29 protein-coding genes are annotated in these 21788 nt (G+C 40.5%); 4 read left to right on the top strand and 25 right to left on the bottom strand.

The genetic code is table 11. The annotated features are described in order from the left end of the window. The first annotated feature begins 30 nt into the window (after positions 1-30). From hemL to FLL45_RS14745, 3 genes are all read left to right on the top strand, one after another. Complete coding sequence (hemL, locus tag FLL45_RS14755) at positions 31-1311, top strand: glutamate-1-semialdehyde 2,1-aminomutase (protein ID WP_142942822.1); 1281 nt, start codon at positions 31-33, stop codon at positions 1309-1311. A 151-nt stretch (positions 1312-1462) separates the two neighbouring features. Further along, complete coding sequence (locus tag FLL45_RS14750; protein WP_142942821.1) at positions 1463-1978, top strand: sigma-70 family RNA polymerase sigma factor; 516 nt, start codon at positions 1463-1465, stop codon at positions 1976-1978. Beyond that, positions 1971-2645 carry a DUF3379 family protein gene (locus tag FLL45_RS14745; RefSeq protein ID WP_142942820.1) on the top strand — a complete coding sequence of 225 codons (675 nt, stop codon included), beginning with the start codon at positions 1971-1973 and terminating at the stop codon, positions 2643-2645. Before FLL45_RS14750 ends, FLL45_RS14745 begins: the two co-directional genes overlap by 8 nt. Before the next feature lie 222 nt (positions 2646-2867). On the opposite strand, the gene FLL45_RS14740 is transcribed toward FLL45_RS14745, so the two are convergent. The 16 genes from FLL45_RS14740 to FLL45_RS14665 all read right to left on the bottom strand — a co-directional run bounded on the left by FLL45_RS14740 (position 2868) and on the right by FLL45_RS14665 (position 12422). Then, on the bottom strand, positions 2868-3272 hold the full coding sequence (locus FLL45_RS14740) for a hypothetical protein (RefSeq protein WP_142942819.1): 405 nt from the start codon (positions 3270-3272) through the stop codon (positions 2868-2870). A 29-nt stretch (positions 3273-3301) separates the two neighbouring features. Next, positions 3302-3676 carry a hypothetical protein gene (locus tag FLL45_RS14735; RefSeq protein WP_142942818.1) on the bottom strand — a complete coding sequence of 125 codons (375 nt, stop codon included), beginning with the start codon at positions 3674-3676 and terminating at the stop codon, positions 3302-3304. A 143-nt stretch (positions 3677-3819) separates the two neighbouring features. Beyond that, complete coding sequence (locus FLL45_RS14730; protein WP_142942817.1) at positions 3820-4161, bottom strand: immunity protein Imm33 domain-containing protein; 342 nt, start codon at positions 4159-4161, stop codon at positions 3820-3822. Between the two features lie 155 nt (positions 4162-4316). Continuing rightward, positions 4317-4634, bottom strand: coding sequence for a hypothetical protein (locus FLL45_RS14725; protein WP_142942816.1), 318 nt, complete (start codon positions 4632-4634; stop codon positions 4317-4319). A gap of 176 nt (positions 4635-4810) precedes the next feature. After that, positions 4811-5215 carry a hypothetical protein gene (locus FLL45_RS14720; protein WP_142942815.1) on the bottom strand — a complete coding sequence of 135 codons (405 nt, stop codon included), beginning with the start codon at positions 5213-5215 and terminating at the stop codon, positions 4811-4813. 195 nt (positions 5216-5410) lie between these two features. Continuing rightward, positions 5411-5683: a hypothetical protein gene (locus FLL45_RS14715; RefSeq protein ID WP_142942814.1), complete on the bottom strand. Its 273-nt coding sequence runs from the start codon at positions 5681-5683 to the stop codon at positions 5411-5413. Positions 5684-6061: 378 nt separating this feature from the next. Continuing rightward, the gene (locus FLL45_RS14710; RefSeq protein ID WP_142942813.1) at positions 6062-6643 is read right to left on the bottom strand and encodes a DUF4304 domain-containing protein; all 582 of its coding nucleotides are present in this window, start codon (positions 6641-6643) and stop codon (positions 6062-6064) included. A 219-nt stretch (positions 6644-6862) separates the two neighbouring features. Further along, entirely contained in the window at positions 6863-7309 is a 447-nt protein-coding gene (locus FLL45_RS14705; RefSeq protein ID WP_142942812.1) for a S1 RNA-binding domain-containing protein, read from the bottom strand. Between the two features lie 163 nt (positions 7310-7472). Then, positions 7473-7736, bottom strand: coding sequence for a hypothetical protein (locus FLL45_RS14700; protein ID WP_142942811.1), 264 nt, complete (start codon positions 7734-7736; stop codon positions 7473-7475). Positions 7737-7869: 133 nt separating this feature from the next. Beyond that, complete coding sequence (locus tag FLL45_RS14695; protein WP_142942810.1) at positions 7870-8166, bottom strand: hypothetical protein; 297 nt, start codon at positions 8164-8166, stop codon at positions 7870-7872. A 171-nt stretch (positions 8167-8337) separates the two neighbouring features. Beyond that, complete coding sequence (locus tag FLL45_RS14690; protein ID WP_142942809.1) at positions 8338-8658, bottom strand: hypothetical protein; 321 nt, start codon at positions 8656-8658, stop codon at positions 8338-8340. Between the two features lie 187 nt (positions 8659-8845). Further along, on the bottom strand, positions 8846-9235 hold the full coding sequence (locus tag FLL45_RS14685; protein WP_142942808.1) for a DUF4262 domain-containing protein: 390 nt from the start codon (positions 9233-9235) through the stop codon (positions 8846-8848). Between the two features lie 118 nt (positions 9236-9353). After that, the gene (locus tag FLL45_RS14680; protein WP_142942807.1) at positions 9354-9677 is read right to left on the bottom strand and encodes a hypothetical protein; all 324 of its coding nucleotides are present in this window, start codon (positions 9675-9677) and stop codon (positions 9354-9356) included. 289 nt (positions 9678-9966) lie between these two features. Continuing rightward, positions 9967-11400, bottom strand: coding sequence for an IS1182 family transposase (locus FLL45_RS14675; protein ID WP_142942806.1), 1434 nt, complete (start codon positions 11398-11400; stop codon positions 9967-9969). A gap of 109 nt (positions 11401-11509) precedes the next feature. Next, positions 11510-11827 carry a hypothetical protein gene (locus FLL45_RS14670; protein ID WP_142942805.1) on the bottom strand — a complete coding sequence of 106 codons (318 nt, stop codon included), beginning with the start codon at positions 11825-11827 and terminating at the stop codon, positions 11510-11512. A 193-nt stretch (positions 11828-12020) separates the two neighbouring features. Continuing rightward, positions 12021-12422: a DUF6678 family protein gene (locus tag FLL45_RS14665; RefSeq protein ID WP_342778761.1), complete on the bottom strand. Its 402-nt coding sequence runs from the start codon at positions 12420-12422 to the stop codon at positions 12021-12023. Positions 12423-13255: 833 nt separating this feature from the next. On the opposite strand from FLL45_RS14665, the gene FLL45_RS14660 reads away from it, so the two are divergent. After that, positions 13256-14242 carry a Kelch repeat-containing protein gene (locus FLL45_RS14660; RefSeq protein WP_142942803.1) on the top strand — a complete coding sequence of 329 codons (987 nt, stop codon included), beginning with the start codon at positions 13256-13258 and terminating at the stop codon, positions 14240-14242. A 91-nt stretch (positions 14243-14333) separates the two neighbouring features. Here the strand turns inward: FLL45_RS14660 and FLL45_RS14655 are convergent, their stop codons facing one another. The 9 genes from FLL45_RS14655 to ribBA all read right to left on the bottom strand — a co-directional run bounded on the left by FLL45_RS14655 (position 14334) and on the right by ribBA (position 21724). Then, positions 14334-16037 carry a protein adenylyltransferase SelO gene (locus FLL45_RS14655; protein ID WP_142942802.1) on the bottom strand — a complete coding sequence of 568 codons (1704 nt, stop codon included), beginning with the start codon at positions 16035-16037 and terminating at the stop codon, positions 14334-14336. 116 nt (positions 16038-16153) lie between these two features. After that, entirely contained in the window at positions 16154-16522 is a 369-nt protein-coding gene (locus FLL45_RS14650) for a hypothetical protein (RefSeq protein WP_142942801.1), read from the bottom strand. 70 nt (positions 16523-16592) lie between these two features. Then, positions 16593-17135: a dihydrofolate reductase family protein gene (locus FLL45_RS14645; RefSeq protein WP_142942800.1), complete on the bottom strand. Its 543-nt coding sequence runs from the start codon at positions 17133-17135 to the stop codon at positions 16593-16595. 46 nt (positions 17136-17181) lie between these two features. After that, entirely contained in the window at positions 17182-17856 is a 675-nt protein-coding gene (locus tag FLL45_RS14640) for a retropepsin-like aspartic protease family protein (protein WP_142942799.1), read from the bottom strand. Further along, entirely contained in the window at positions 17853-18341 is a 489-nt protein-coding gene (locus FLL45_RS14635) for a phosphatidylglycerophosphatase A family protein (protein WP_142942798.1), read from the bottom strand. The genes FLL45_RS14640 and FLL45_RS14635 overlap by 4 nt, the downstream gene beginning before the upstream one ends. A gap of 127 nt (positions 18342-18468) precedes the next feature. Then, entirely contained in the window at positions 18469-19425 is a 957-nt protein-coding gene (gene thiL, locus FLL45_RS14630) for a thiamine-phosphate kinase (protein WP_142942797.1), read from the bottom strand. A gap of 184 nt (positions 19426-19609) precedes the next feature. Next, positions 19610-20038 carry a transcription antitermination factor NusB gene (nusB, locus tag FLL45_RS14625; RefSeq protein WP_142942796.1) on the bottom strand — a complete coding sequence of 143 codons (429 nt, stop codon included), beginning with the start codon at positions 20036-20038 and terminating at the stop codon, positions 19610-19612. Positions 20039-20062: 24 nt separating this feature from the next. Beyond that, on the bottom strand, positions 20063-20530 hold the full coding sequence (gene ribH / locus FLL45_RS14620) for a 6,7-dimethyl-8-ribityllumazine synthase (protein ID WP_142942795.1): 468 nt from the start codon (positions 20528-20530) through the stop codon (positions 20063-20065). Between the two features lie 72 nt (positions 20531-20602). Further along, a complete protein-coding gene (ribBA, locus tag FLL45_RS14615; RefSeq protein WP_142942794.1) occupies positions 20603-21724 on the bottom strand; it encodes a bifunctional 3,4-dihydroxy-2-butanone-4-phosphate synthase/GTP cyclohydrolase II in 1122 nt (373 codons plus the stop codon). Between the last annotated feature and the right edge of the window lie 64 nt (positions 21725-21788).

Genomic DNA, 21788 nt, shown 5'->3' with positions numbered 1-21788 from the left:
AGAAATTTTTATCTAATAAGACATAATATTATGAGCAAATCTGAAGAACTATTTAACCAAGCAAAAGAAGTTATTCCTGGTGCTGTAAACTCACCAGTACGAGCCTTTAATGGTGTTGGCGGTACACCCGTTTTCGTCGAAAAAGCAAATGGCGCCTATTTCACCGATGTCGACGGAAAAGACTATGTGGACTATGTTGGCTCTTGGGGGCCGATGATTCATGGGCATAACCACAGCGCAATTCGGGAAGCGGTGGTCAAAGCTTCACTCAACGGCTTAAGCTTTGGAGCGCCGACTGAAATCGAATTGGTAATGGCTCGCAAGGTATGCGAAATGATCCCATCAATGGACCAAGTGCGAATGGTTAGTTCAGGTACTGAAGCGACCATGTCTGCAATACGATTAGCGCGCGGATATACTGGTAAAGACAAACTGATTAAATTTGAAGGCTGTTATCATGGCCATGCTGACTGTTTGTTAGTTAAAGCGGGCTCAGGCGCACTCACTCTGGGAGAACCCACTTCCCCCGGCGTACCCGCAGATTTTGCCAAGCACACACTCACCGCAGAATTCAATAACCTCGACAGCGTTAGGGAGCTACTAGAAGCCAATCCCAATGATGTCGCGACCATAATTGTTGAGCCTATCGCCGGTAATATGAATTGTATTCCGCCGGTTGCAGGTTTTCTGGAAGGTTTGAGAACTCTGTGTGACGAACATGGCGCAGTACTGATTTTTGACGAAGTCATGTGTGGCTTTCGTGTTGGTCCAGGCAGTGCACAAGCACTTTACAATGTCGAACCCGATCTAACTACGTTAGGGAAAATCCTAGGAGGCGGCATGCCGGTTGGTGCTTTCGGTGGCAAAAAGGCGATTATGCAGCACCTTGCACCTGCAGGTCCGGTATACCAAGCGGGTACGCTTTCCGGTAATCCTATCGCCATGAATGCTGGGTTAGCATCGCTCAACCTGTTAGCAATCCAAAACTATTTAAAGCCCCTTTATGATTACACTGAGCGATTGGTCAGAGGACTGCAAGAACTGGCTGACAAGCACAAGGTTCCGTTTACGACCAATCATGTGGGTAGCATGTTTGGTCTTTTCTTTACCGAGGAGAAGCAAGTCACGCGGTTTTCGCAGGTCGTTAATTCAAATCAAGAGCGGTTCAAGCAGTTTTTCCATGGTATGCTCAATGCTGGCATTTATTTAGCACCTTCAGCTTTTGAAGCTGGTTTTGTGAGTGCTGCGCATGACGACGATACCCTTGAAAAGACCCTAACTGCAGCAGATAGCGTATTCTCTGAGTTGTAAAAATCATGCTCATTTTAGAAAAAGGAGCCTTTGTGCTCCTTTTTTTGGTTTATAGTGTAAGAAAAGCTCAGTTAGGCAGGTCTAAATAGGTTGAGAACAGAATAGACTCTGTGCCACCTACTACGTTGCAGCTTTAGACAAATCTTAGACTATGATTTCAATCAAAGACAAACAATTTGAGAGCTTGGTTAAAAGCTTCTATCAGCAGCTCTTTCGCTATGCTTATTGGCTAAGCAAAAGTCGCTCAATTGCCGAAGACTTAGTCCAAGAAACATTTACTCGAGCCTGGAAAAACATTCATCAGCTAAAAGACTTTAATTCTGCGAAACCTTGGCTGTTTACAATTCTCAGTCGTGAAAATGCGAGGCGATTTGAGCGCAAGCAATTGCCGCTAGTCGAACTCAATGAAGAATGGCAATTAGAGCAAATTGCCGATGGGCGAGACGATTTACAATCGATGTTTTTACGCAGAGCAATATACAAGTTACCCGATCAATACCGACAACCGTTATCGCTGCAGATTATCGGCGGTTTATCAACCAATGAAATTGCCGATGTGATGGAAGTCAACTTAAACACCGTTTCCACAAGATTATTTAGAGCAAGAGCCGAATTGAAAAAACTTATGGTCGATAATTCCCAAGAAAGAGGTAGTAATAATGGATGAGCTAGAAAAGAAAAGACGTCAGCTCGCCGATCCTCAAAGTCAATTGAGTGATGTTGATGTTGAATCATTTGAAAATATTTCCGATGAGAAGCTCGCGGAAATCAAAGAGTCGCAACAGTTTGAAAGTCAACTTCAGCAGGCAATGAATATTGATGTACCGGAAGCTCTCGCGGATAAGGTTATCTTAAACCAACGATTAACTAAAAGACGCAATCGTTTTTTTAATTTTGCGATAGCGGCCTCTGTCGCACTTGTTTCGATTTTAAGCTTTAACTTAATCAATAAGGAACAACTTCCCGTCACCGAAGAAGCACTTGCGCATGTTTATCATGAGGCCGGTTATTTAGAACGAGATAAAGTGATTTCAAGCAAAGCTGTCATCGCAAAATTAGCTAAGATGGGGTTAACGTTGCCAAGCTTACCAGAAAAAATTACCTTCGCTAGCGGCTGTGATTTTGGTAACGATGAGGCAATGCATATCATTGCTGAAGTCGACGGCAAACAAGTGACGCTATTTGTAACTAAAGCACCACTGGAAGAGAATAAGCTGTTTGGTGATGGTAAATTAATGGGGCAAATTAAAAATTTAGCGTCGCATGGGCTAATTGCTATTGCTGAAGATAAAGCAGGTATTGATGGTCTTTATAAGCAGATTATTAAAGTATAAAGATTCACAATAGAGCGTTTACTCTTTGTAAAAAATGACAGGGGCCACTATGAAGTGGTCCTGCGCCTGTCATTTCGACCGTAGTGGAGAGATGTTCTCACGTTGCAGGCTCACTTTAATTAGAGGCAAGAAATGCCATATAAGAGACATTCACATACTGCTAGTCTAGCATCATTATTGGTGCCCGAAAGTGGACACTCAACGCCTCAAACAGTAGTTCATCTACTGCTTTAATTTGTCATGTTTTATAGTTTTGCTAGCGCTAATAGGACATATCCCACCTCGCCCCCAACCAACACTTACAGTAACACTTGAATCTAGCTTACCCATCACTGCAACATAGCCTACAGAAAACTTACCTTGTTTATTAGTATCTATAGGTATTCGAATATGGTTTTCATAATTTTTGTCATTCAAACTTGCAATATAAAATGCGGCAAATTCAAGCTTTTGCCCATCTACAACCGAAGGGAATTTAACAGTATATCCAAACTCATTCACATGAAAGTCTGTCTCAGCTTTTGTAACTTCAATTAAAGCATCGTACTTTTCGCCGGATATCGGCATTGCACAAGCTAGCGAAAAACTAGAAAAAGTCAAAAGGGTTATGTACATTAAAATTTTCATCAAACTTACCTCTTCAACATAACGCTTCGCTAAGAAGCGCTTTTGCTTTTATCGTCTTTCTTCAATGACTGGTTAAGTTCAATATCGCAATGTCTAAACGCCTGTACTGTAACCGCTGAATGCAAAGACCAAGCATATGCAATATGCTCACAGTCTCCACCTACACTACTTCCATTGCCGTTAGCTTCACAGTAGTCAAAAAGTGATTTTTGATACGACCTATAAAATTGCCGCACACATACAGATTCTTTCGTTCCCAATGAATTTACTTGCTGGATTATCTTATCTCTCTCCTCAGTCGTAAAATCACCGCGTTGTATCGTCGGATCTTTTAAAACATTAGAAGAATAAGATACTCCAGAACTTGTCAACATTATCAAAACTATTAGTAAGTGTTTATTCATTTTGGACTTAACGCTTCGCTATTTGTAAATTAGTTGGATCAGAAATCTTGCTCGCTTGATTGCTTTTAGGTCGTAGGTCCCCCCTAAACGGCAACAACGTGATGAAGATTGCCGAGCAACAAACTCAGCTCAAGCCAATTATGCTAAGTATTGAGTAACTCCTCATCATACCAAACGTCTTCATAATCCTTACCATCGATTAAGAATCTATAACCTGGTGGCAATGATAAATACTCTTTAACTTCCGGAAGGTACTCGGAGATATGTCCTATATGTAATGGAGCGAAAAAGTCACTCTCGTCGGACATTTCTTCTCCACACCAAATATACCAACCATTTGTTCCATTTTCTTCTTTGTGTCGCAATCCATTAATAGGTGATTTTCCCAGAGTTTCAAGAGCGATACCTAGTTTAGTTCCACTTTCAGGTTCGCTAGGAACCACTCCGACCCACTCACAAACTGTTTGATTGCTTCTAATTTTCATTATCTAAATTCTCTCAGCGAGTTGGTAAATGTGAAAATTCGATAATTACGACTCTTTCCTTTCGAACGTCCACTTTTAAAATACTATAGTGATTAAACGACCGGCTAAAATGTGATGTTTCAAGTCGGCCAGCAAAGGATTCTCTGTCCAGTTTCTCAGACATAAGGAAATCCAAAACTATTTAACACCTTATAAACTTCAAGTAATTCATGCTTTGCATGGCAATGCTTTTCTCTTATTTCAATCTGGTTATTGGAGAAAGGATCTAGTTCTGCGACAAAATCGATATTTTTATAACTAAAACACAATATAGGTTTGTTAGAATAAAATCCAGATAAACTAGGTTTTACAGTAATTCTCAACCCTGGCACCTTTCGTAGTGCTCTAGCTAAAAGCCACCTATTAATAATCACACCAGAAATCAAAAGTGTATTTATTTTGCCATCAAATGTTTTCTCAACCGAACAATTCATTAAGTACTTTCTTGAAAAACTTTCGTATTAAATATTATTGAGCCCATCTCTCGACTTCAGTGTCCGCTTTTAAAGTCAATAATGGCTTAAAACAACGCAAGGGCCGTCCGAAAAGTGATGAACAGAGCCTGACAAAGAACTCTTTTTAAGCACCATTTTTCTTTAATCCAACTCTTCTAAGAAAGTCTCAGCTTGTTGGTCACGATGTATGTTGCTAATACTATAGAGAGTAAACCCATTATTACGGGTAAAACCAATACAAAATTAGACGCGGTAAATACGAAAGAGCTTGAAGACAACCCAAATACAACAAGTACACCAAATAAAGTAATCACACTATATTTAGGAGCATTCTTACCACAAACAACGACAAGAGCAGGCATCACTATCAGAGCAACTAAAAAATAAGGTAGGGTTATTGTTAGCAACCCAACTATAAAGTGACCAAAATGCATACCGAGAAATTCATAAATACTTTTCGGAACCGTCCAAGCATTGGTATAGCCCAGTACAAACTCAATCATGTAAGCCAAGGCAAAACTTAAGATAAGGGCTAAATAAGCGTCTTTTAATTTAATCATTGTGTTATTTCTATGTAGATTCGAACGAGTAAAACGAGACTAACTCCGAAATATTCCTTGCGTTAGCGCGGTCAGATGACCATCACAAGCGAACGACAGCTTTTGCTTTAGAAAATCCACTCGTCCAATGGCTACAGTGTGATGTTTAGAGCCTTTTAATTACAAAGTGTCAGACTCCAAAGCCCCGTTAATTGATTATAATTTATCACTATATTTAGTCTTGAAGATAATCTCCCAAAGCTCGACAAACCATGCCTTTAAATCTTCTTGTGATTCGTATTCCTCTCCGGTTACTATCTCGTAACTCTTTGTGCTAATCGAATCATTCTCAATGGCGTCTCTTAGCTGTTGTTTTAATTTAACTTCATCGTACCCTTTCAAATTCTCAGATATATTATTAACTAAATCTAATGAGTTAACATCACAGTATATATCTAGAATCCTTCCTAGAGGCTCTTCTATAATCATCTGAATCCTATATAGACGGCTAACTTTATACACTTAACACAGTGTTATAAGGCCCTAAGAACCGCATAACATGAGTTTTTTAATTTGAGACTAAAGGGCTCAGATCACTTGCGACCACATATCTGAACGACTGCTTTTTGAGCCGCTGCATAAGCATCGTTCTTACTCCAGAGGCCCCTTTGTGATGGCTAGAGCTAGTCTACCGATAATTTTACGGTAGCTAAAGCACTCAGTAGAGTCGAATAATTCATTGCCATAAAGCGGACTGTCGTGATTCAAAAATTTAGGGCTATTTTTACTTCCCGAAAGTGGACATTCAACGCTGTGCTTTGTGGGTATTGCGAGGCAGAGCTCTGCAACAGAACCTTGTTAAGCCTTTCATAGCTCCAGACCTGCTTTTGTAGACCAACGTTTAAAGTGAGCTTCTGCCCTGGGTCTGTCCTCTATCGCAGCAATGACTCTTCTTTTCGCCTCTTCTTCGTTGCCTGATAAAAGGGCTGCGCTAAAAGATTGGACAGATGGTTGCACGTTAAGACTATTTGATACATTGCTAATATCTAGATGATGATTTAGCCAAGAAATGCCCTGACTTTCTAGTTTTTGCACAACATCATTAGAAATACTTTGTAAATCTGATTTAGCATCAATTTCCCACCAGAAATCTGACGCGGAATCAGTTGATCCCAGTCTTATCCCTATTGTTGAATCATATTCTTTAGGCTTACCATTTAAGGTATTGCCACAATAACTTTCTATCTCCGAAATATAAACACCTAAATTTATTGCAAACCTTCCTTCTGAAGCAAAATTTCCAGAGCTTGCTTGAACGTTTACGATTTGCCAATTATTGTCGACTTCTTTATGCCAATTTCGTCCGCTTTTATTAAAACCATGAGACTTCAAAAACTTGGCTATTCCTAGCTTAATGCATTCATCGATTAATTTTGAAATTTCACTCATTGCATTTTCTTGTTTCTAACGCTTAATTGAGACCCGCGAATTGCGCGTCGGTCTCTCTTTATTTTCTCTTTAGTATCTCTTGGTTAATTGAAAAAGTCTGACGAACGCATTTAAGTATTATTAGTTGGTGAAAATAAATTATCAGCGTCTGCTTTTCATTTATTAAATTTACTCACTAAGTGGCAGGTAAGTGATGAATTAAGCCTGCCACCTACAGCTTTAAACCGGAACTACTTCGACTCGCTGCCTCTCGGAACTACAAGACTTAACTTTCACTTTAACTCTATCACCCATCTGAAGAGTTTCAGGTGCGTCTTCTAATAACATTAACGCATGGCAATAATAATTTAGCTCAAAAAAGTAACCGTATTCTGCTATCCGCACTACCGATGCAAAGAATTCTTCGTCTACTCTCGGTGGAGACTTCCATGGATTTCCTCCATAAGATGCTTCTTTTAAAGAGACACTGAATGCGTCACCTTCTACAGCGACAACCTTTACTCTAATTTGTTGCCCTTCCTTAACGTAATCGGAACTATACATTTTTCCAGCTCTCCACGTTATTTCAGCTATCTGCAAGGTTGCTTCACGCCCTTCATATTCAACTTTAACGTAAGAAGGATGAACTTTAGTAACTGTTACTTTAATTATTTCGCCTAAAACCAATTAATTTCTCTCTAAAATACTCCGCACTTCGAATGACTGTTTTTTGTTTTCTATAATTCCATATCGAACGTCTCGATAGTGATGACTCGAGCCTGATCTAAACCTTCTTTGACGAGTGAAACAGTCCAATAACTTATCGATGTAACTACTCGGAACAGTTAATTCAAGCATCCTTACTCCAAGTGCCATGTTTAAGGCTAAATTTCAGATACTTTAGAAACTGATCATCTTCTAAATTGAAAAGATCAAAACCAACTCTTTTAAATCCGTCTTTTTCTTCACTTTCAACTTTACCCAAACCTTTATGCATTTCTGAGTATTCAGACTGACAAATATAAATTAATTGTTGAAATCTAAGATCAGGGTACTTCTTCCAAATACGCCCAATTAAATCAAGTATTTCGTCAATTCGTTCCGGATCTCTCATTTAATACACCATCTTAGATTACACTAGAGAGCTAGTAGGGGTAGATAACTTGGCATGTTTAGTGGCCGCTTCTCATAATACTTCTCTCGTATGCTAAGTCAATGAGAGGCCGCTCTGTGATGATCAGAGACTGTCACTTTTTATTCACAACCACTGTTTCTGGCATGTACTCAGGATTAAGATAAATCAATAAAGCAAATAAACCTGCGCAAATTAGTGCTGATAACAGGGAAACTCTAAATAACTTTAAATACTTTCTCCCATTCTCGCTTAGCATATTACCCATAACAAATACGTTAAATATGCTTGCTGGCTTTCCAAACCTATCTTCTTCTTTAAAAGAGTCCAAGAAGACCTTTGCCGCAGCAAAAGCCATTACAATAAAGAACATCGCAAAGATCGCTGCAATAAACTTAATAAAAATAAGCATACTATGTTCCGAATTTACTAATCTTGAACTTTCATAATATTAATTGAATCGTAGACTCAATGTCCGCTAAAACTATTCATTAACTCATCGATGAGCGTCAGCTAGGTGATGGAGATTGCCATACACACATATTCAGCGAATTTGAATCCATTGTTCGCTGTTAAAATGTTGTCAATCCTTTAAATCAGGTTCCCACTCAACAAATGCCTTTTTATCGAAGTTGAAAGAAATAATAAGTTTTCCGCTGGTCTTGGGCTTCGTATAATCACCACCCCAAACTTCAGTCTCTCCATCATAACTTCTACTCCACAAATCGTGCCCCATTTCCTTAAGGGATTCTACGATCTGTCTCATATCACTAAAAAACTCTTTCTCTGAAGCGTGTACCGATAGTCTTTTTACGAGTAGACCTTGAAGTGACCTGAGTCTAAGTATTCTCTCAGAACCATTTAATTGTTCCAAGGCTTCTTTTCCAAATATTTTTTTATCCATAGCCTCAAATCTAAAATCGAGTCAGCTGAGCTTTTGAGTGACTGCTTTTTTTAATGATTTTTACTTTACCATATTTACTGAGTGTCAACTCTGTGATGGTTCGAGCCTTTTAGCCTATCTTCTCTATCACGCCTTTTTCATTCAAAATTGGTTGAGCCCATTTATAGTAATCGGACTTATTCTCATCCTACGGCCAAACTCCTTCAGTAGTTGGCCATATCAATTGTAAAACATCGAATTCATAACCGTCATGAAGCCACTTACCCCAACCAAAGTATTCATCGTAATGTTTAAGTGATACCTTATCAAAACACACATCAAATCCACCTAAAAAGTCCGAATAGAATTTTCCGGGCTCGATGAGTTCACCTTCTTGAAGTCTGTCTTTATAGTTGTTGATAATGGAATGAGCTAATTCGCTCTTTAAACCAACTACAACTAAATCGGGCTTGCCTTGCTTCTTGTTTATACCAATTGAATATGAGAAACAAGGTTCTCCTTCACCTTCCATAATACTAAGAACATGGCAACCATATTGCTCTATATCATCTAATGCTTTTTTATCTTGCTCATCCATACTTATTCGAATCTTCTAATTCTTTAAATTACTCAAAGTGAACGTCGGCTTTTTCTTCATCGATTTCAGGTATATTTCTTGAGTTTGACGGCAAAGTGATGGTTCTTGCGCTATGATATTAAGTGCTTTCATCACACAAAGCTAGCATATCACCGAGAATTCGTTTTTCCGAATATTTGGATACGTGAGGAAGCTCATCGCGAGCATAAAACAAAGGCGCTAGCTGATTAAGCCATTGTTTCGCTCCCATTCGACTCAGTTCAACTTCTATTCCTGTAGTCCGGTTTACTAGCACTGGATTCTTAAATTTAGGTAGATTAGATTCTAAATTCGCTACAGGGAACATGACCCAATACTCACATGAATCATCTGACTGAAAAGATACGATTAGTGAACCACCATCCCTAAGCTTTTCGAACCGAAATATATGAACTATTTTCATTCGTCCTTCTCGTGAAAAATACTCTATTTGAAACAGTTAGAATATTCTAATGACAGCTTTTTGAATTCCTAGATTTTCAATCGAACGTCTTAAATGTGATCAGCCTGTGTGAAAAAACCCTATCATCACATATTATGCTCTCAATTGCTATTTAGGCTTTCTCTTAGCCGGTTTAACGAATTTTAATTTTATTATGAAATATTTTCTTTAATATTTGCGCCAATTTAAGAGCCGTCATATACGCTCGTATAAGGCCTTATTTCATCGATATATTAAAGCCAAGCCTTCCTCAGGCTTTTATCGCTTCTATCAGCGTTTTACTTCCCATTATTTTCATCACTCGTTTTAGATTGTACGCCAACACATGCAGACTCATTTCAGTGCTTACATGTTTTAATGTCCTCATTTGGAAATGCGTTGCACCCATCCATGATTTTATGATTCCGAACGGGTGCTCAACTGTCGATTTTCGAACCAACATTGGGTCAGGAAATTTCTTTAACGCATCGTCCATTTTTTCTAAGACTTCTTCATGTTCCCACCGTCGAACTCTGCGCTCTTTTCCCGTTGTACATTTTTCTTTGAGCTTACAAGTTCGACAGTTGCTACTGTAGTAAGTATGAATGTTCATTCCTCGCTCAAATGACGAATGGCGATAAGGTAGTCGCTCTCCTGCTGGGCATCTATATTCATTTCTTTTGGGCTGATACTTAAACTCATCCCTGGTAAACATTCCTTGCTTTCGCTTGCCTGAGGTAAAGATTTTAGGCACCAATGGCTTCATTCCTAACTCTTTAACGGCTAATATATCCAAGCTACTGTAATAGCCTTTGTCCGCTAATACCGTTAGGGATTCTTTTCCCATTGCTGAGCGTGCTTGCTTGGCCATATTCGCTAACTGATTTCGATCTGAACCACTGTTGGTCGTCTCGTGGGCGACTATCAGATAGTGCTTAGACTCTACTGCGGATTGAACATTGTATCCCACAAGCCCTGATATATTCGCCTTTGTTGACATCGCACGCGAGTCTGGATCGGTTAATGACAGTTGGCCATCGGGTGACTTCTTTCGTCGCTTGTCTATTTCATTAAGCTCAACAATTTTAGCCTTTAATGATTGAATTCTATCTTTTAGTTTTTCTTGAGTAGTTGTATCTTTCGGTGCGTCCCTATCAGCCTTATCAAGCGCTGACATATACGCGCTGATACTCGCTTCCGCTCGCTCAATCCGTGACTTGATTTTCGCCTGGGTGAAGTTTCGATTCTTTCTATTAACAGCTTTAAAACGACTACCATCAACCGCTATCACTGTCTCACTAAACAAATTTAACTGACGACATAAATCAATAAACTGGCGACAGACATTCTTGATCCCTCGACCGTTTTCCTTTCTGAAATCTGCTATCGTTTTAAAGTCTGGTGTTAATCGGCTGAGTAACCACATTAATTCAACATTACGATGCGTTTCATTTTCTAAACGCCGACTTGATTGAAGACGATTTAAGTAGCCATAGATATATAACTTAAGCATGACTGATGGGTGGTAGGATGGACGACCCGTGTCTTTCGGTTCTACACCTTTGAAGCCTAGTGATAATAAGTCGATTGAATCGACATAAGCATCGATGACTCTTATCTGATTTTCTTCGCTGATGTAATCATCTAATGCTTCGGGAAATAAGGTACTTTGACTTCGGTTTTCACCTTGAATGAAACGTTTCATTGAGTTAACCGATGGCTGAATGACCGTAAGATCATTAGATCACAAATCAAACAAATAATCGATCGTTTTCACACAGTCTGTGATGTATCTAGTCGGATAGTGCTTTCTTCTATACAAAGCTTGTCGAATTAGTTTGGTATGCAGAGTCGCAAAAAAACTCAGAATAACTCTCTTCCACCCAGCACTCGATCCGAATAGTACCATATTCTTTACCACTACTATTTTCTTTTGAAATTATTGCGCGCTCTGCCTGTATTAGGTTACTTATAGATTCAGCAAGATCATCAAAACCTACTAGATGTAGGCTCTCTTCACTCGATAGTCTCAGCCAAACCTTAACAACCCCTTGTTCAATTTCACGGCTTACGTTTAGGTCTTTCACATATTGAGGTCTATTAAACTCTAATAATTTAGTATAATCGGACATTATTAACTCTAGCACCTATCAAAATAACGAATTTATAGCGCTTATCACATTTAAGAAAGCAACGTATTCTAATTACTGCTTTTATTTAAACCTATTTATATTGATGAGCGTCTCCCTAGTTATGGATCTTGTCGAACGCCGATAGTTGGCGAGGCCCGCTAGGGTCGCCTCTAACCTATCTTTGTTATGCTATTTATCTGTAACCGTATATTTTTAGTCCTGCCTGTGACTGCTCCAAATCAAACCTCCCAATCATATCCAACACATCTTTAATCGCCGCTACATCTTGATCATATGTCTTTGTACCAGCTTTAAGATTATTGCGATTGACTGGAGCACAATAACTATATGGAAACTCCAACCACTCAACTTCTTTGTATAGTGTGGGCTCGATAAAAAAAGGCTTAAAATCAGAGCTGTCAAGAGAACTATCATACACCTCTTCTGAGTAGATTAACTTATAATTTACAAAAACCTCGCCTACTACATCAGTCACGCGATCTATAATTTTTTCCCATTTAGTATCACTCATCAGAGACACTGAGTATTTCTCTCTGATGATTCTGTCAATTTTATCTTTGCTTGGCCGTTCCACTTTACTTTTTTAACCGTATCGCATTGGGCTTAACGGATGCTAAGAACCGTATATCCCGTTTTGTTGAGTCCTAGCGTAATGAACGTCTGCTTTTCTATAAGCTTAATAGGTAATGACTGACAGAGTTGTAATGGAATTTGCCTTGCATACATCATATCAGTAACTCTGAAACTCTGATATATAAACCCAGTTAGACGGCTTAATCATCCACATGAAAGAACACCTCCAATCATTATAGTTTGCACCACAAACTAGCCGAGTATTCTTATCTTTCATTACTTCAAAACTGAAAGGAACTGTCTTACACCAATCAATTCTAATTTGAATTGAATGCTCACCAGGCTCTAATTCAAAATGTTTAGTTTCCCCAGAAGAAATTTCTCCCACTGCACAGCCATCAATAATCACAATATATTTTCGAAAATAATTTGTGGGCTCTATTCCCCTGACCAACGATAGTGAAGACATTGGCCTGGATGTATCTGGCTTTAATTCTGCCTGATGCTTCTTTACCTTGTTTCCGAAATAATATCCGAATCCGACCCATTAATAATAACCAAAATTAGTGGAGTCCAAGCTATCAGTATGTCCAAAAACATCTATTTATCCTTTTTTATAGTTTAAGTCATTAGGATTAGAGTCAACTTGCAATCTTACTAAATAATTCTTCACTATAATAATGATGCAGACCTTGCTACAGACGAGCGCCCTACATACTCCAAAAAAGGAGCTGAAGAACGGAGCAGACCCCATTTATTTGAAAAATAATCTAAACTGTTGAGCCAGTATATGTTACTTTCAAAATAGAACCAGTTAATTTTTCGGGGTTAACCATGCAACGACGTGAACTTTTATTGGGCGCTTCCAGCGCACTATTCATGTTACCGACTCTTAGCTATGCCGCATGGCAAACTAAACAGCCCTTACCCTATCGAGTGCAGGAAATATATCCTACGCTCCATGATGGCAAAATAATAGTTGCGGGTGGATTGTCGCCAGATCGAAACCCCACTCGCGGAGTTTCTTCTTCAGTAATTAGTTATGATCCCAAAACTGATACTTGGTCTAGTTTGGCCGATTTACCAGAGCCAAGGCATCACCCATTTTTAGTGTCTTATCAATCGAAATTATACGGGTTTAGTGGTTTTATCGGGAAAGGCGATCAAAGATGGTATGCCAGTAATGATGTGCTAGTGCTCGAAGATAAAAAATGGCGAAAGAGTAAAGTTAAAATGCCCTTTGCGATGTGTGAAACCGTGGCAGCCGTTATTAACGATAAAATTCACCTAGTGAGCGGTAGAACCCCGCTAAAACAAGCGAATGGACAATGGAGCCACCATAGCGACATCGATAGCCACCTTGTTTTTGATCCAGCCACAGAACAATGGACTGATGCACCAGCAATACCAACAGCACGCAACAGTGCATGCAGCGCGCTGGTCAATAACCTTTGGTATGTCATTGGCGGGCGAACAGTCAACGGAGGCAATCTGGCAACCAATGAGGTTTACGATGTTAAAAATAACCAATGGCAAACAAGAGCACCGATGCCTCAAGCACAAGGCGGTTTAGCCGCAGCCGCAGTTGGCGAGAATATTTACGTATTTGGTGGAGAGTTCTTCGATAATGGCGGTGGAGTTTATAAGAAAGTTTGGCAATATGACACCAATAGCGACCAGTGGGCGCAAGTGGGAGAAATGCCAGTGCCGCGCCATGGACTAGGCGCAGTCGCTATTGACAATAATATTTATGTTATTGCTGGTGCAGCAAAAGCCGGCGCGAGTGAAACCAGTGATCGACTATCGGTTTACAAGCTATAAATCTTATTTGAATGGCTGAAGTTAAGCGTTTGAGTCATTGACTTTATCGACTCGATTGACTCCGCCCTTCACTAAGTTTTTTTTTCTAGCCTTATGACGAACAACTATAATGCGATATACCACCCGCATTAAAATATTGTTTCGGTTTTAATCGATAGTACTTCTCTTCCACTTCTTTCGATTGTTCATCGTAGGGCTTGCTCAGCACTGCTTGGATTTCTTTTATTAAAGTATAGTCGCCTTGTTCGGCTTGTTGATATGCAGGAACAATCAACCACTCTCGCCAAGTATACTTTGGATTGACAGCCTTCATACTTGTCGAAACACTGGCTAAATCGCGATTATTACCGACTCGATCACGCCAACAACTCAGCCAGGCACACCATTGCTCATCGAGTTCTGGCGAAGTTTTAATATAAAAGCTTTTCTTTAGCGAAGAAATATCTTCTGGGACATGAGATAACTCACGGAAAAAGATTGTGTAGTCAACTTCAGAGCGCTCCATCAATTGCAGCAGCTTACTCAACAACTCAGAATCATATTCGATTAAACCAAGTTTGCAAGCCCACATTTCTCTCATTTTAGCTTGCATTTCCTCGCGAAAACCACGACGTATGTTGTCCACTTTTTCTAAGATTTCGGGGTTGTCTTCGACGAGTAAACGTATCGCTGTCCAAAACATATGAAAATTTGCTTCTGCGGCAACAGGCTGATTAAAGAACGAAAAGTGCTTGCCACCACCGGTCCATGGTTGAAACTCAGAATCAAAAATTTCACAAAATCCAAATGGACCATAGTCGAGCGTGTATCCACCCGCGGCACAATTATCACTATTAAAATTTCCTTGGCAGTAACCGACACGAATCCATTGAGCCACTAGTGATGTCAGTCGATTTCGAAAGCAATCAGTTAGTCGAACTAATTGGCTTTCAAAATCTAAGCCCTGAGGAATATCCGATTGATATTCTCTTTGTATCAGATGCTCAACAATCATGCGTAGTTCTTTGCGAGCATCACGGTGATCATTGTTTCTAACCCGCCGAGCGAATAGCTCCAGTTGACCCACTCTCAAAAATGAAGGGGCTACTCGAGTAGAAATTGCTACGGGATTATCGACTAATATGTCCGGATCAGTGGAACTTGAATCTTCAGAATACCAAGGTCGAGTGACTGTCTCCGAGCGGCTGACAATAAGTGTTAGTGATCGAGAAGTCGGTACACCAAGTGAGTGCATATATTCTTGAGCAAGAAACTCGCGGACGCTGGAGCGAAGCACTGCGCGACCATCGGCCCCTCGACAATAGGGGGTTTGTCCACCACCCTTGAGTTGCATTTCCCAGCGCTGACCATTGACTACAATTTCGAATAGCGATATTGCTCGCCCATCGCCATAACCGTTGCCAGTACCAAAAGGACATTGATGGCTATATTCTGTACCATAAATTGAAAGCGCGTATCCCGTAGCCCAACCAAATCGGCGCAACGGTCTACTCGCTTTTGTTAAATCCCCTGAAAAAACGCTTATAAAATCTTTGTCGTGTACAAGCTCTTCATTTAGCCCTAACTCATCAAAAAATGCATGGCTATGAATAATATATTCTGGATCTAAGATTGGCGTCGGTATCACTGGAACATAGTGACCTGAAAATACTTGGCGGGGGTGATGATCAACGCCATCGCTTGTTGCATTCGGATCAGCATTTAACTGATCCATCAATGAATAGTCGACTAATTGCGTGAACGCTTGGAAAGATGTTATGCCTTGATTTGGAGAGGACTTAGAAATAGAAGACATTGTGTTAGACCCTTTAACGGTTAGACTATTTCATCTAGCAATAATATAAACAAGCTGATATTTTCTGACATTGCTAAAAAGCATGCCGCTTCTCTCGTCTGGCTTCACGCTTTTAATCAGTTAAGTTTGTCATGCTCTAAATCTAAATACGCAATGATGTAACCGTATTCTTTGTCAGAAAGTTTTTTTTGCTGATACAATTCTTTTGCTAACTCGTGCGACCAGCGCTTTCCTTCGGGTGGATTGGGCACGCTCAAGTCAAGTTCAAGTAGTGACTTATCAACGACAGTAAAGCCTTTCTCGCTGGCTTGCTGAGCACAATAACTAAGAATATATTCAACCGCAAATTTATCCACGCTTGGCGCCCAGGTGTACTCGGTCTCACAGGCAAATTTTCGTTCGCCTTCTTTGGTAATATATTCCAAACGACCAGTTGTACATGCAGCTAGAGACGCTATTGTAAGTAAAGAAAAAAGTAACTTCATAATGTGCCAGTTTCGTTAAACATCAATTTTATAGCGCTATTCAATCATCTAATTTATTAACAGCCAAATCTTATCCATCAGAGGCGCTAAAACTATTGATTTGATACTCTAATTGAATCATTCCCGAGGGATGCGTGTTTTGCTGTTTTAATCTGATCGATTGCGCATTATTTAATTGAGAAAACAAGTTAATGCCATCACCTAGAATAATCGGCATCAACGATAAGTAAATATTAGACAACTTTTCGATTTCAATCAGAGACGATGCTAAGTTTCCGCCACCCACACACCAAAGATGAGAAATTCCTTTCGCTTCAGCAGCTTCGAACGCTAACTGAGGGGTATTTTCGTCTTGCAAATTAATACCAGGACTTGCATTGACCGATTGGTGAGAACAAACCCAAACCGGCTTACTCCCATAGGGCCAGTCACCAAACGTGTTAATCAGTTGATAGGTTTTTCGTCCCATTATGAGCCCATCAACTGACGAGAAAAACACATCATAACCGGTGTCTTCCATTGGTATACCGAGTTGTTCCAACCAGGATACATCGCCATCTGCCTTAGCAATAAAACCATCAAGGCTAGCGGCAACGTAATAGGTGACTTTCATAGGGCGTTTCTCGTGACTGATTTACAACTGAGTTGTTCAAATGTTTTTAAAACTTCTTCGTCAGTTGCAGAATTTGACCATTGTCGATCATCTTTACTCGATTAAGAAATGACATGCCGAGTAAAACATCCGTTGGACCTGCGCCTTTAATCACTAGTGCATCGACATTAATTAACTCAATACCGCCAACTTTGACTTTATTCAACTTTAAAGCCCATGCTGTCGCCATGCCCGCAGCGGTATTGACGCCTACTCGTTGGCCGTTTAATTCATAGAGCAGGCCGATTCGTTTAGCCACCTGCTCACTCATAGCAACTTGAGAAGCACCAGTATCAACTAAAAAATTAACTGCTACACCATTGATAAAACCCGGGGTATGATACATGCCATTGTTACCACGTAAGATTTTGGCCACTTTATTTGCACTCGGCGTTTCTTGCGCAGGCTGAGAGTAATTAGCATTAAATGATTGTGTCGCTTGAAGCCCCATTTCGACTGACTTACCGTTGATTTCAAATACTGCAACCTTCGTATCGGCCTTAATCAGTTTAATGTTCTTATCAATATTTTGGCCTGCACGATACAATTTTTGTTTGCCATTATAATCAACCATCGCTGCATTTTTGAAAAGCCCAATGACTTTCAAATTCTCCGTTGCAATAGTGCGCAGACTCACTCCAATTAATGTAAAGAAAATGATTAGGAAAGCTAACTGTCTCATAGCCCGCTCCCAAAATAATTGAATAAAAACAAACTGACCCACGCAAACATTCCCGCGATTATATCGTCTAACATTATACCGAACCCACCAGAGACTTTTTTATCAGCCCAACGAATCGGCCAAGGCTTGATGATGTCAAAAAAACGGAACAATACAAATCCAACAATGGCATTAGTCCAAGTGAAAGAGAAACCGATCATTGTAATAAAATAACCCGCGATCTCATCCCAAACAATTCCAGGGTGATCATGAACGCCAAGCTGTTCAGCTGATTTATGGCACAAATAAACGCCAACGATACAAATGACCGCGGTTAATGCTAGGTAATAAAAAAGACTTAGATCAGCGGTCAACCAAACAAAAGGAATTGCCACCAGCGTGCCAAAAGTGCCTGGCGCTTTGGGTGCCAAGCCAGCGCCAAACCCAAATGCAAAAAAATTAACCGGATTGGTCATAACTTGGCTTGCTGCTATTTTTTCGGCCATAGTGTCGTACTTCAATTCATCGCGCTTTGATGTCAGTTATCATGACATACAGCGAAAAATAATAGCAAGTTTAAAATAGCATTCAGTTTTCAGTGAGTAATAAAGGACAAAGCAAACGCCAACTCGCTTAAAAATGGCTATATCCCAGCGCTTCAACCGTTAATTCTTCTTTATGGTGCAATAACCTTACACCAGGCTTACCGGTTAATCGGCCGATCGGAATACAGTCGATACCAACGGTTTCTAACGCTTGTTTCGTCGACTCTAACTCATCTTCATCAACCGTAAAACATAGCTCGTAGTCATCACCGCCAGTTAGCGCAGCCCGCATTACCATTTCTTCATTGTCGAGTGATTGTGCTTCTTTTGACAGGGGAATACGTTCCCATCTAAGTAAAGCGCCAACACCGCTTTGCTGACTGATATGATTGACATCGGCAAGTAACCCATCAGAAATATCGATTGCGGCGGTCGCTCTTCCGCGCAACACGATTCCGGCTGCTACTCGCGGGTAAGGCGTATAATATTTTTTTAACAGTTGTGATGCAACGTTGGGCGGTACCTGCAAATCCCCTTGTGCAACCTTTAGTCCGAGGGCCGCGTCACCAAGGTTTCCAGTCACACAGATTAACTCTCCGGCTTGCGCTGTACTACGTTGTAGAAAAACATTTTCAGGAACAAATCCGTGGGCTTGAATGGTAATCGACAAAGGTCCTCGACAGGTATCCCCGCCGATAACTTGCACCGTGAAAAAGTCAGCGATTTTCTTCAAGCCTCGATGAAAATCCATGAGCCAGTTTTCATCAAACTCCGGCAAGCTCAATGAAACAGTGATCCAAGCCGGCTCGGCTCCTGCTGCCGATAAATCACTCAAGTTGACGGCAACCGCTTTATGAGCAACATCTGCGGCATTGGCATCCGCGAGAAAATGCACGCCCGCAATTAAAGTGTCCATACTTAATGCTAAGCGCTGACCGCGTGGCACTTTGACCAGTGCACAATCATCGCCTATACCTTTAATTACGTCTTTACGTTGACCCGTTTTGATATTGAGAAACTGATCAATAATGTCAAATTCGTTCATTCAAATCCTTGTAACGGACTCTTTTAGAAGCTAATTGAGTCAATAGCAACCTTACAAAAACAGCGATCTTAACAAGCATCCTTTGCACTCGATCAATTGATAAGGTTTAAAAATAGGTAAATGTGTTAATGAGTATTACGAATGATTAAACAAGCTTTGCCTCGGAGAGAAAAATGCTCTACTTTTATTTCGCCTCGAGTGGTCTTAGTTTTTTAGCAAGCTTGTCCAGAATTCCATTAACAAATTTATGACCGTCTGTTACACCAAAAGTTTTACTTAATTCCAGTGCTTCATTGATGACGACTTTGTAGGGTATATCCATTCGCGATTGCAATTCATAACTTGCCAATCGCAACACCGCTAACTCGACCGGATTAATCTCTTCAAACTCTCTTTCTAGATAAGGGGTCAACAAATCGTCTAGCTCGGCAACTTTCGCTAATGTATTAACTAATACTTCTCTAAAGTACTCTATATCAACTTTGTTTTGATTAATTGTTTCTAGAAATTGTAACTCGATTTCATTGATCGGTGCGCCGCTCATATGCCATTGGTAAATGCCTTGTACAGCGTAGCGGCGGGCCTTTTTACGAGTTGAAGGTTTTTGAATCATGTATATAAACTCAGTTGGTGGAAATTATTCGCCAATTTGGTTAAAAAGGTTCACCATTTCCAAAGCACTTAGCGCTGCTTCCGCGCCTTTATTACCAGCTTTAGTACCTGCACGTTCAATGGCTTGCTCGATTGAATCAACCGTCAACACCCCAAATGCAATCGGTAAGTTTTGGTTGAGTGAAACTTGTGAGAGCCCTTTAACGCATTCACCAGCTACATATTCAAAATGGGGCGTGCCGCCACGGATCACCGCACCAAGTGCCACAATCGCATCATATTTTTCAGTTGCGGCAACTCTTTGTGCAGCAATCGGCATTTCATAGGCACCTGGTACTCGAATGATTTCAATATCCGACTCTTTAACCCCATGTCTTTTAAGGGCATCGACAGCACCATCAACTAGACTCTCAACAACAAAGCTGTTAAATCGCGCAACAAGCAACGCGTACTTCGCGCCATTTCCAATCATATTACCTTCGATGGTTTTCATACTATTCTCTCTTTTTGACAAACTCTATTTGAGCCAGCTTAATTTTTTCTAACCGTTCGCTATTTAAATATTCTATTTATCTTCAATGTATTCAACAATTTCTAGCTGGTAACCAGACAGTGCAATATACTTTTTCTCTGGGCTCAGCAAGCGCATTTTGTGGACACCCAACTCCATTAAAATCTGCGAGCCAATACCGACAGTCCGTGACGCCTTACTTGCAGCAGCTTGCGCTTTTACTGACTTCTTCGACTTCTCTGCACCGGCTAGGGTCGCTATTCTATCAATAATTGCCTCCGGTGACGATTGATTACCCAATAATAAAACGACACCTTTACCTTCCTCGGCCACTTTGGCCAAAGCCCGGTTCATGGTCCAGCTTCCTTGACTCTTCTTATCTTTGCCCAGCAAATCCGTTGCATAGTCCAATAAGTGCACTCGTACCATGGTTGCTTCTTCAGCGGATATTTCTCCCATAACCAATGCAACATGGGTTTGACCATCAATTTTGTCCGAGTAAGCATGCAACTTAAATTCGCCATATTCAGTCGGCCAATCCACACATAAGACTTCCTCGACAGATAATTCTGTATGCATCCGATAAGCAATTAAGTCAGCGATTGTACCAATCTTAAGGTTATGTTCTTGGGCGACTTTCTCCAGATCGGGGCGACGCGCCATACTGCCATCTTCATTAAGAATTTCAACGATGGTACCACTCGGTTCGAGCCCCGCTAATCGCGCCAAATCACAGCCAGCTTCAGTATGACCAGCTCTGTTCAACACGCCGCCGGGCTTTGCCATAATCGGAAAAATATGACCTGGCTGCACAATATCTTCGGGCTTAGCGTCGGAAGCCACGGCCGCTTGAATCGTTCTAGCTCTATCTGCGGCAGAGATTCCAGTTGTCACGCCGTCGGCAGCTTCAATCGATACCGTAAAATTTGTTTCAAAAGACGCTGCATTTTTTCCGACCATCAACGGCAACCGAAGTTGTTCGCATCGCTCTTGAGTTAGGGTCAAACAAATTAAACCTCTGCCATAACGTGCCATAAAATTAATATCTTCTGGTCGCACCATGCTTGATGCCATGACCAAGTCGCCTTCATTTTCGCGATCCTCATCATCCATCAAGATAACCATTTTACCTGCGGCAATATCCTCTATTAGTTCTTGGGCAGTATTCAATTGCATATTGTTAAAACTCGTTGTTGGTTAATTTTTTACACTGTTTTGAGCGTTGTAGTTCACTCAATTT

The sequence above is a fragment of the Aliikangiella marina genome (assembly GCF_007004765.1).
In the GTDB taxonomy this organism is placed as follows: Bacteria; Pseudomonadota; Gammaproteobacteria; order Enterobacterales; family Kangiellaceae; genus Aliikangiella; species Aliikangiella marina.
Note: the sequence above shows the minus strand (reverse complement) of the source record. Positions and strands in the feature narration are given on the sequence as shown.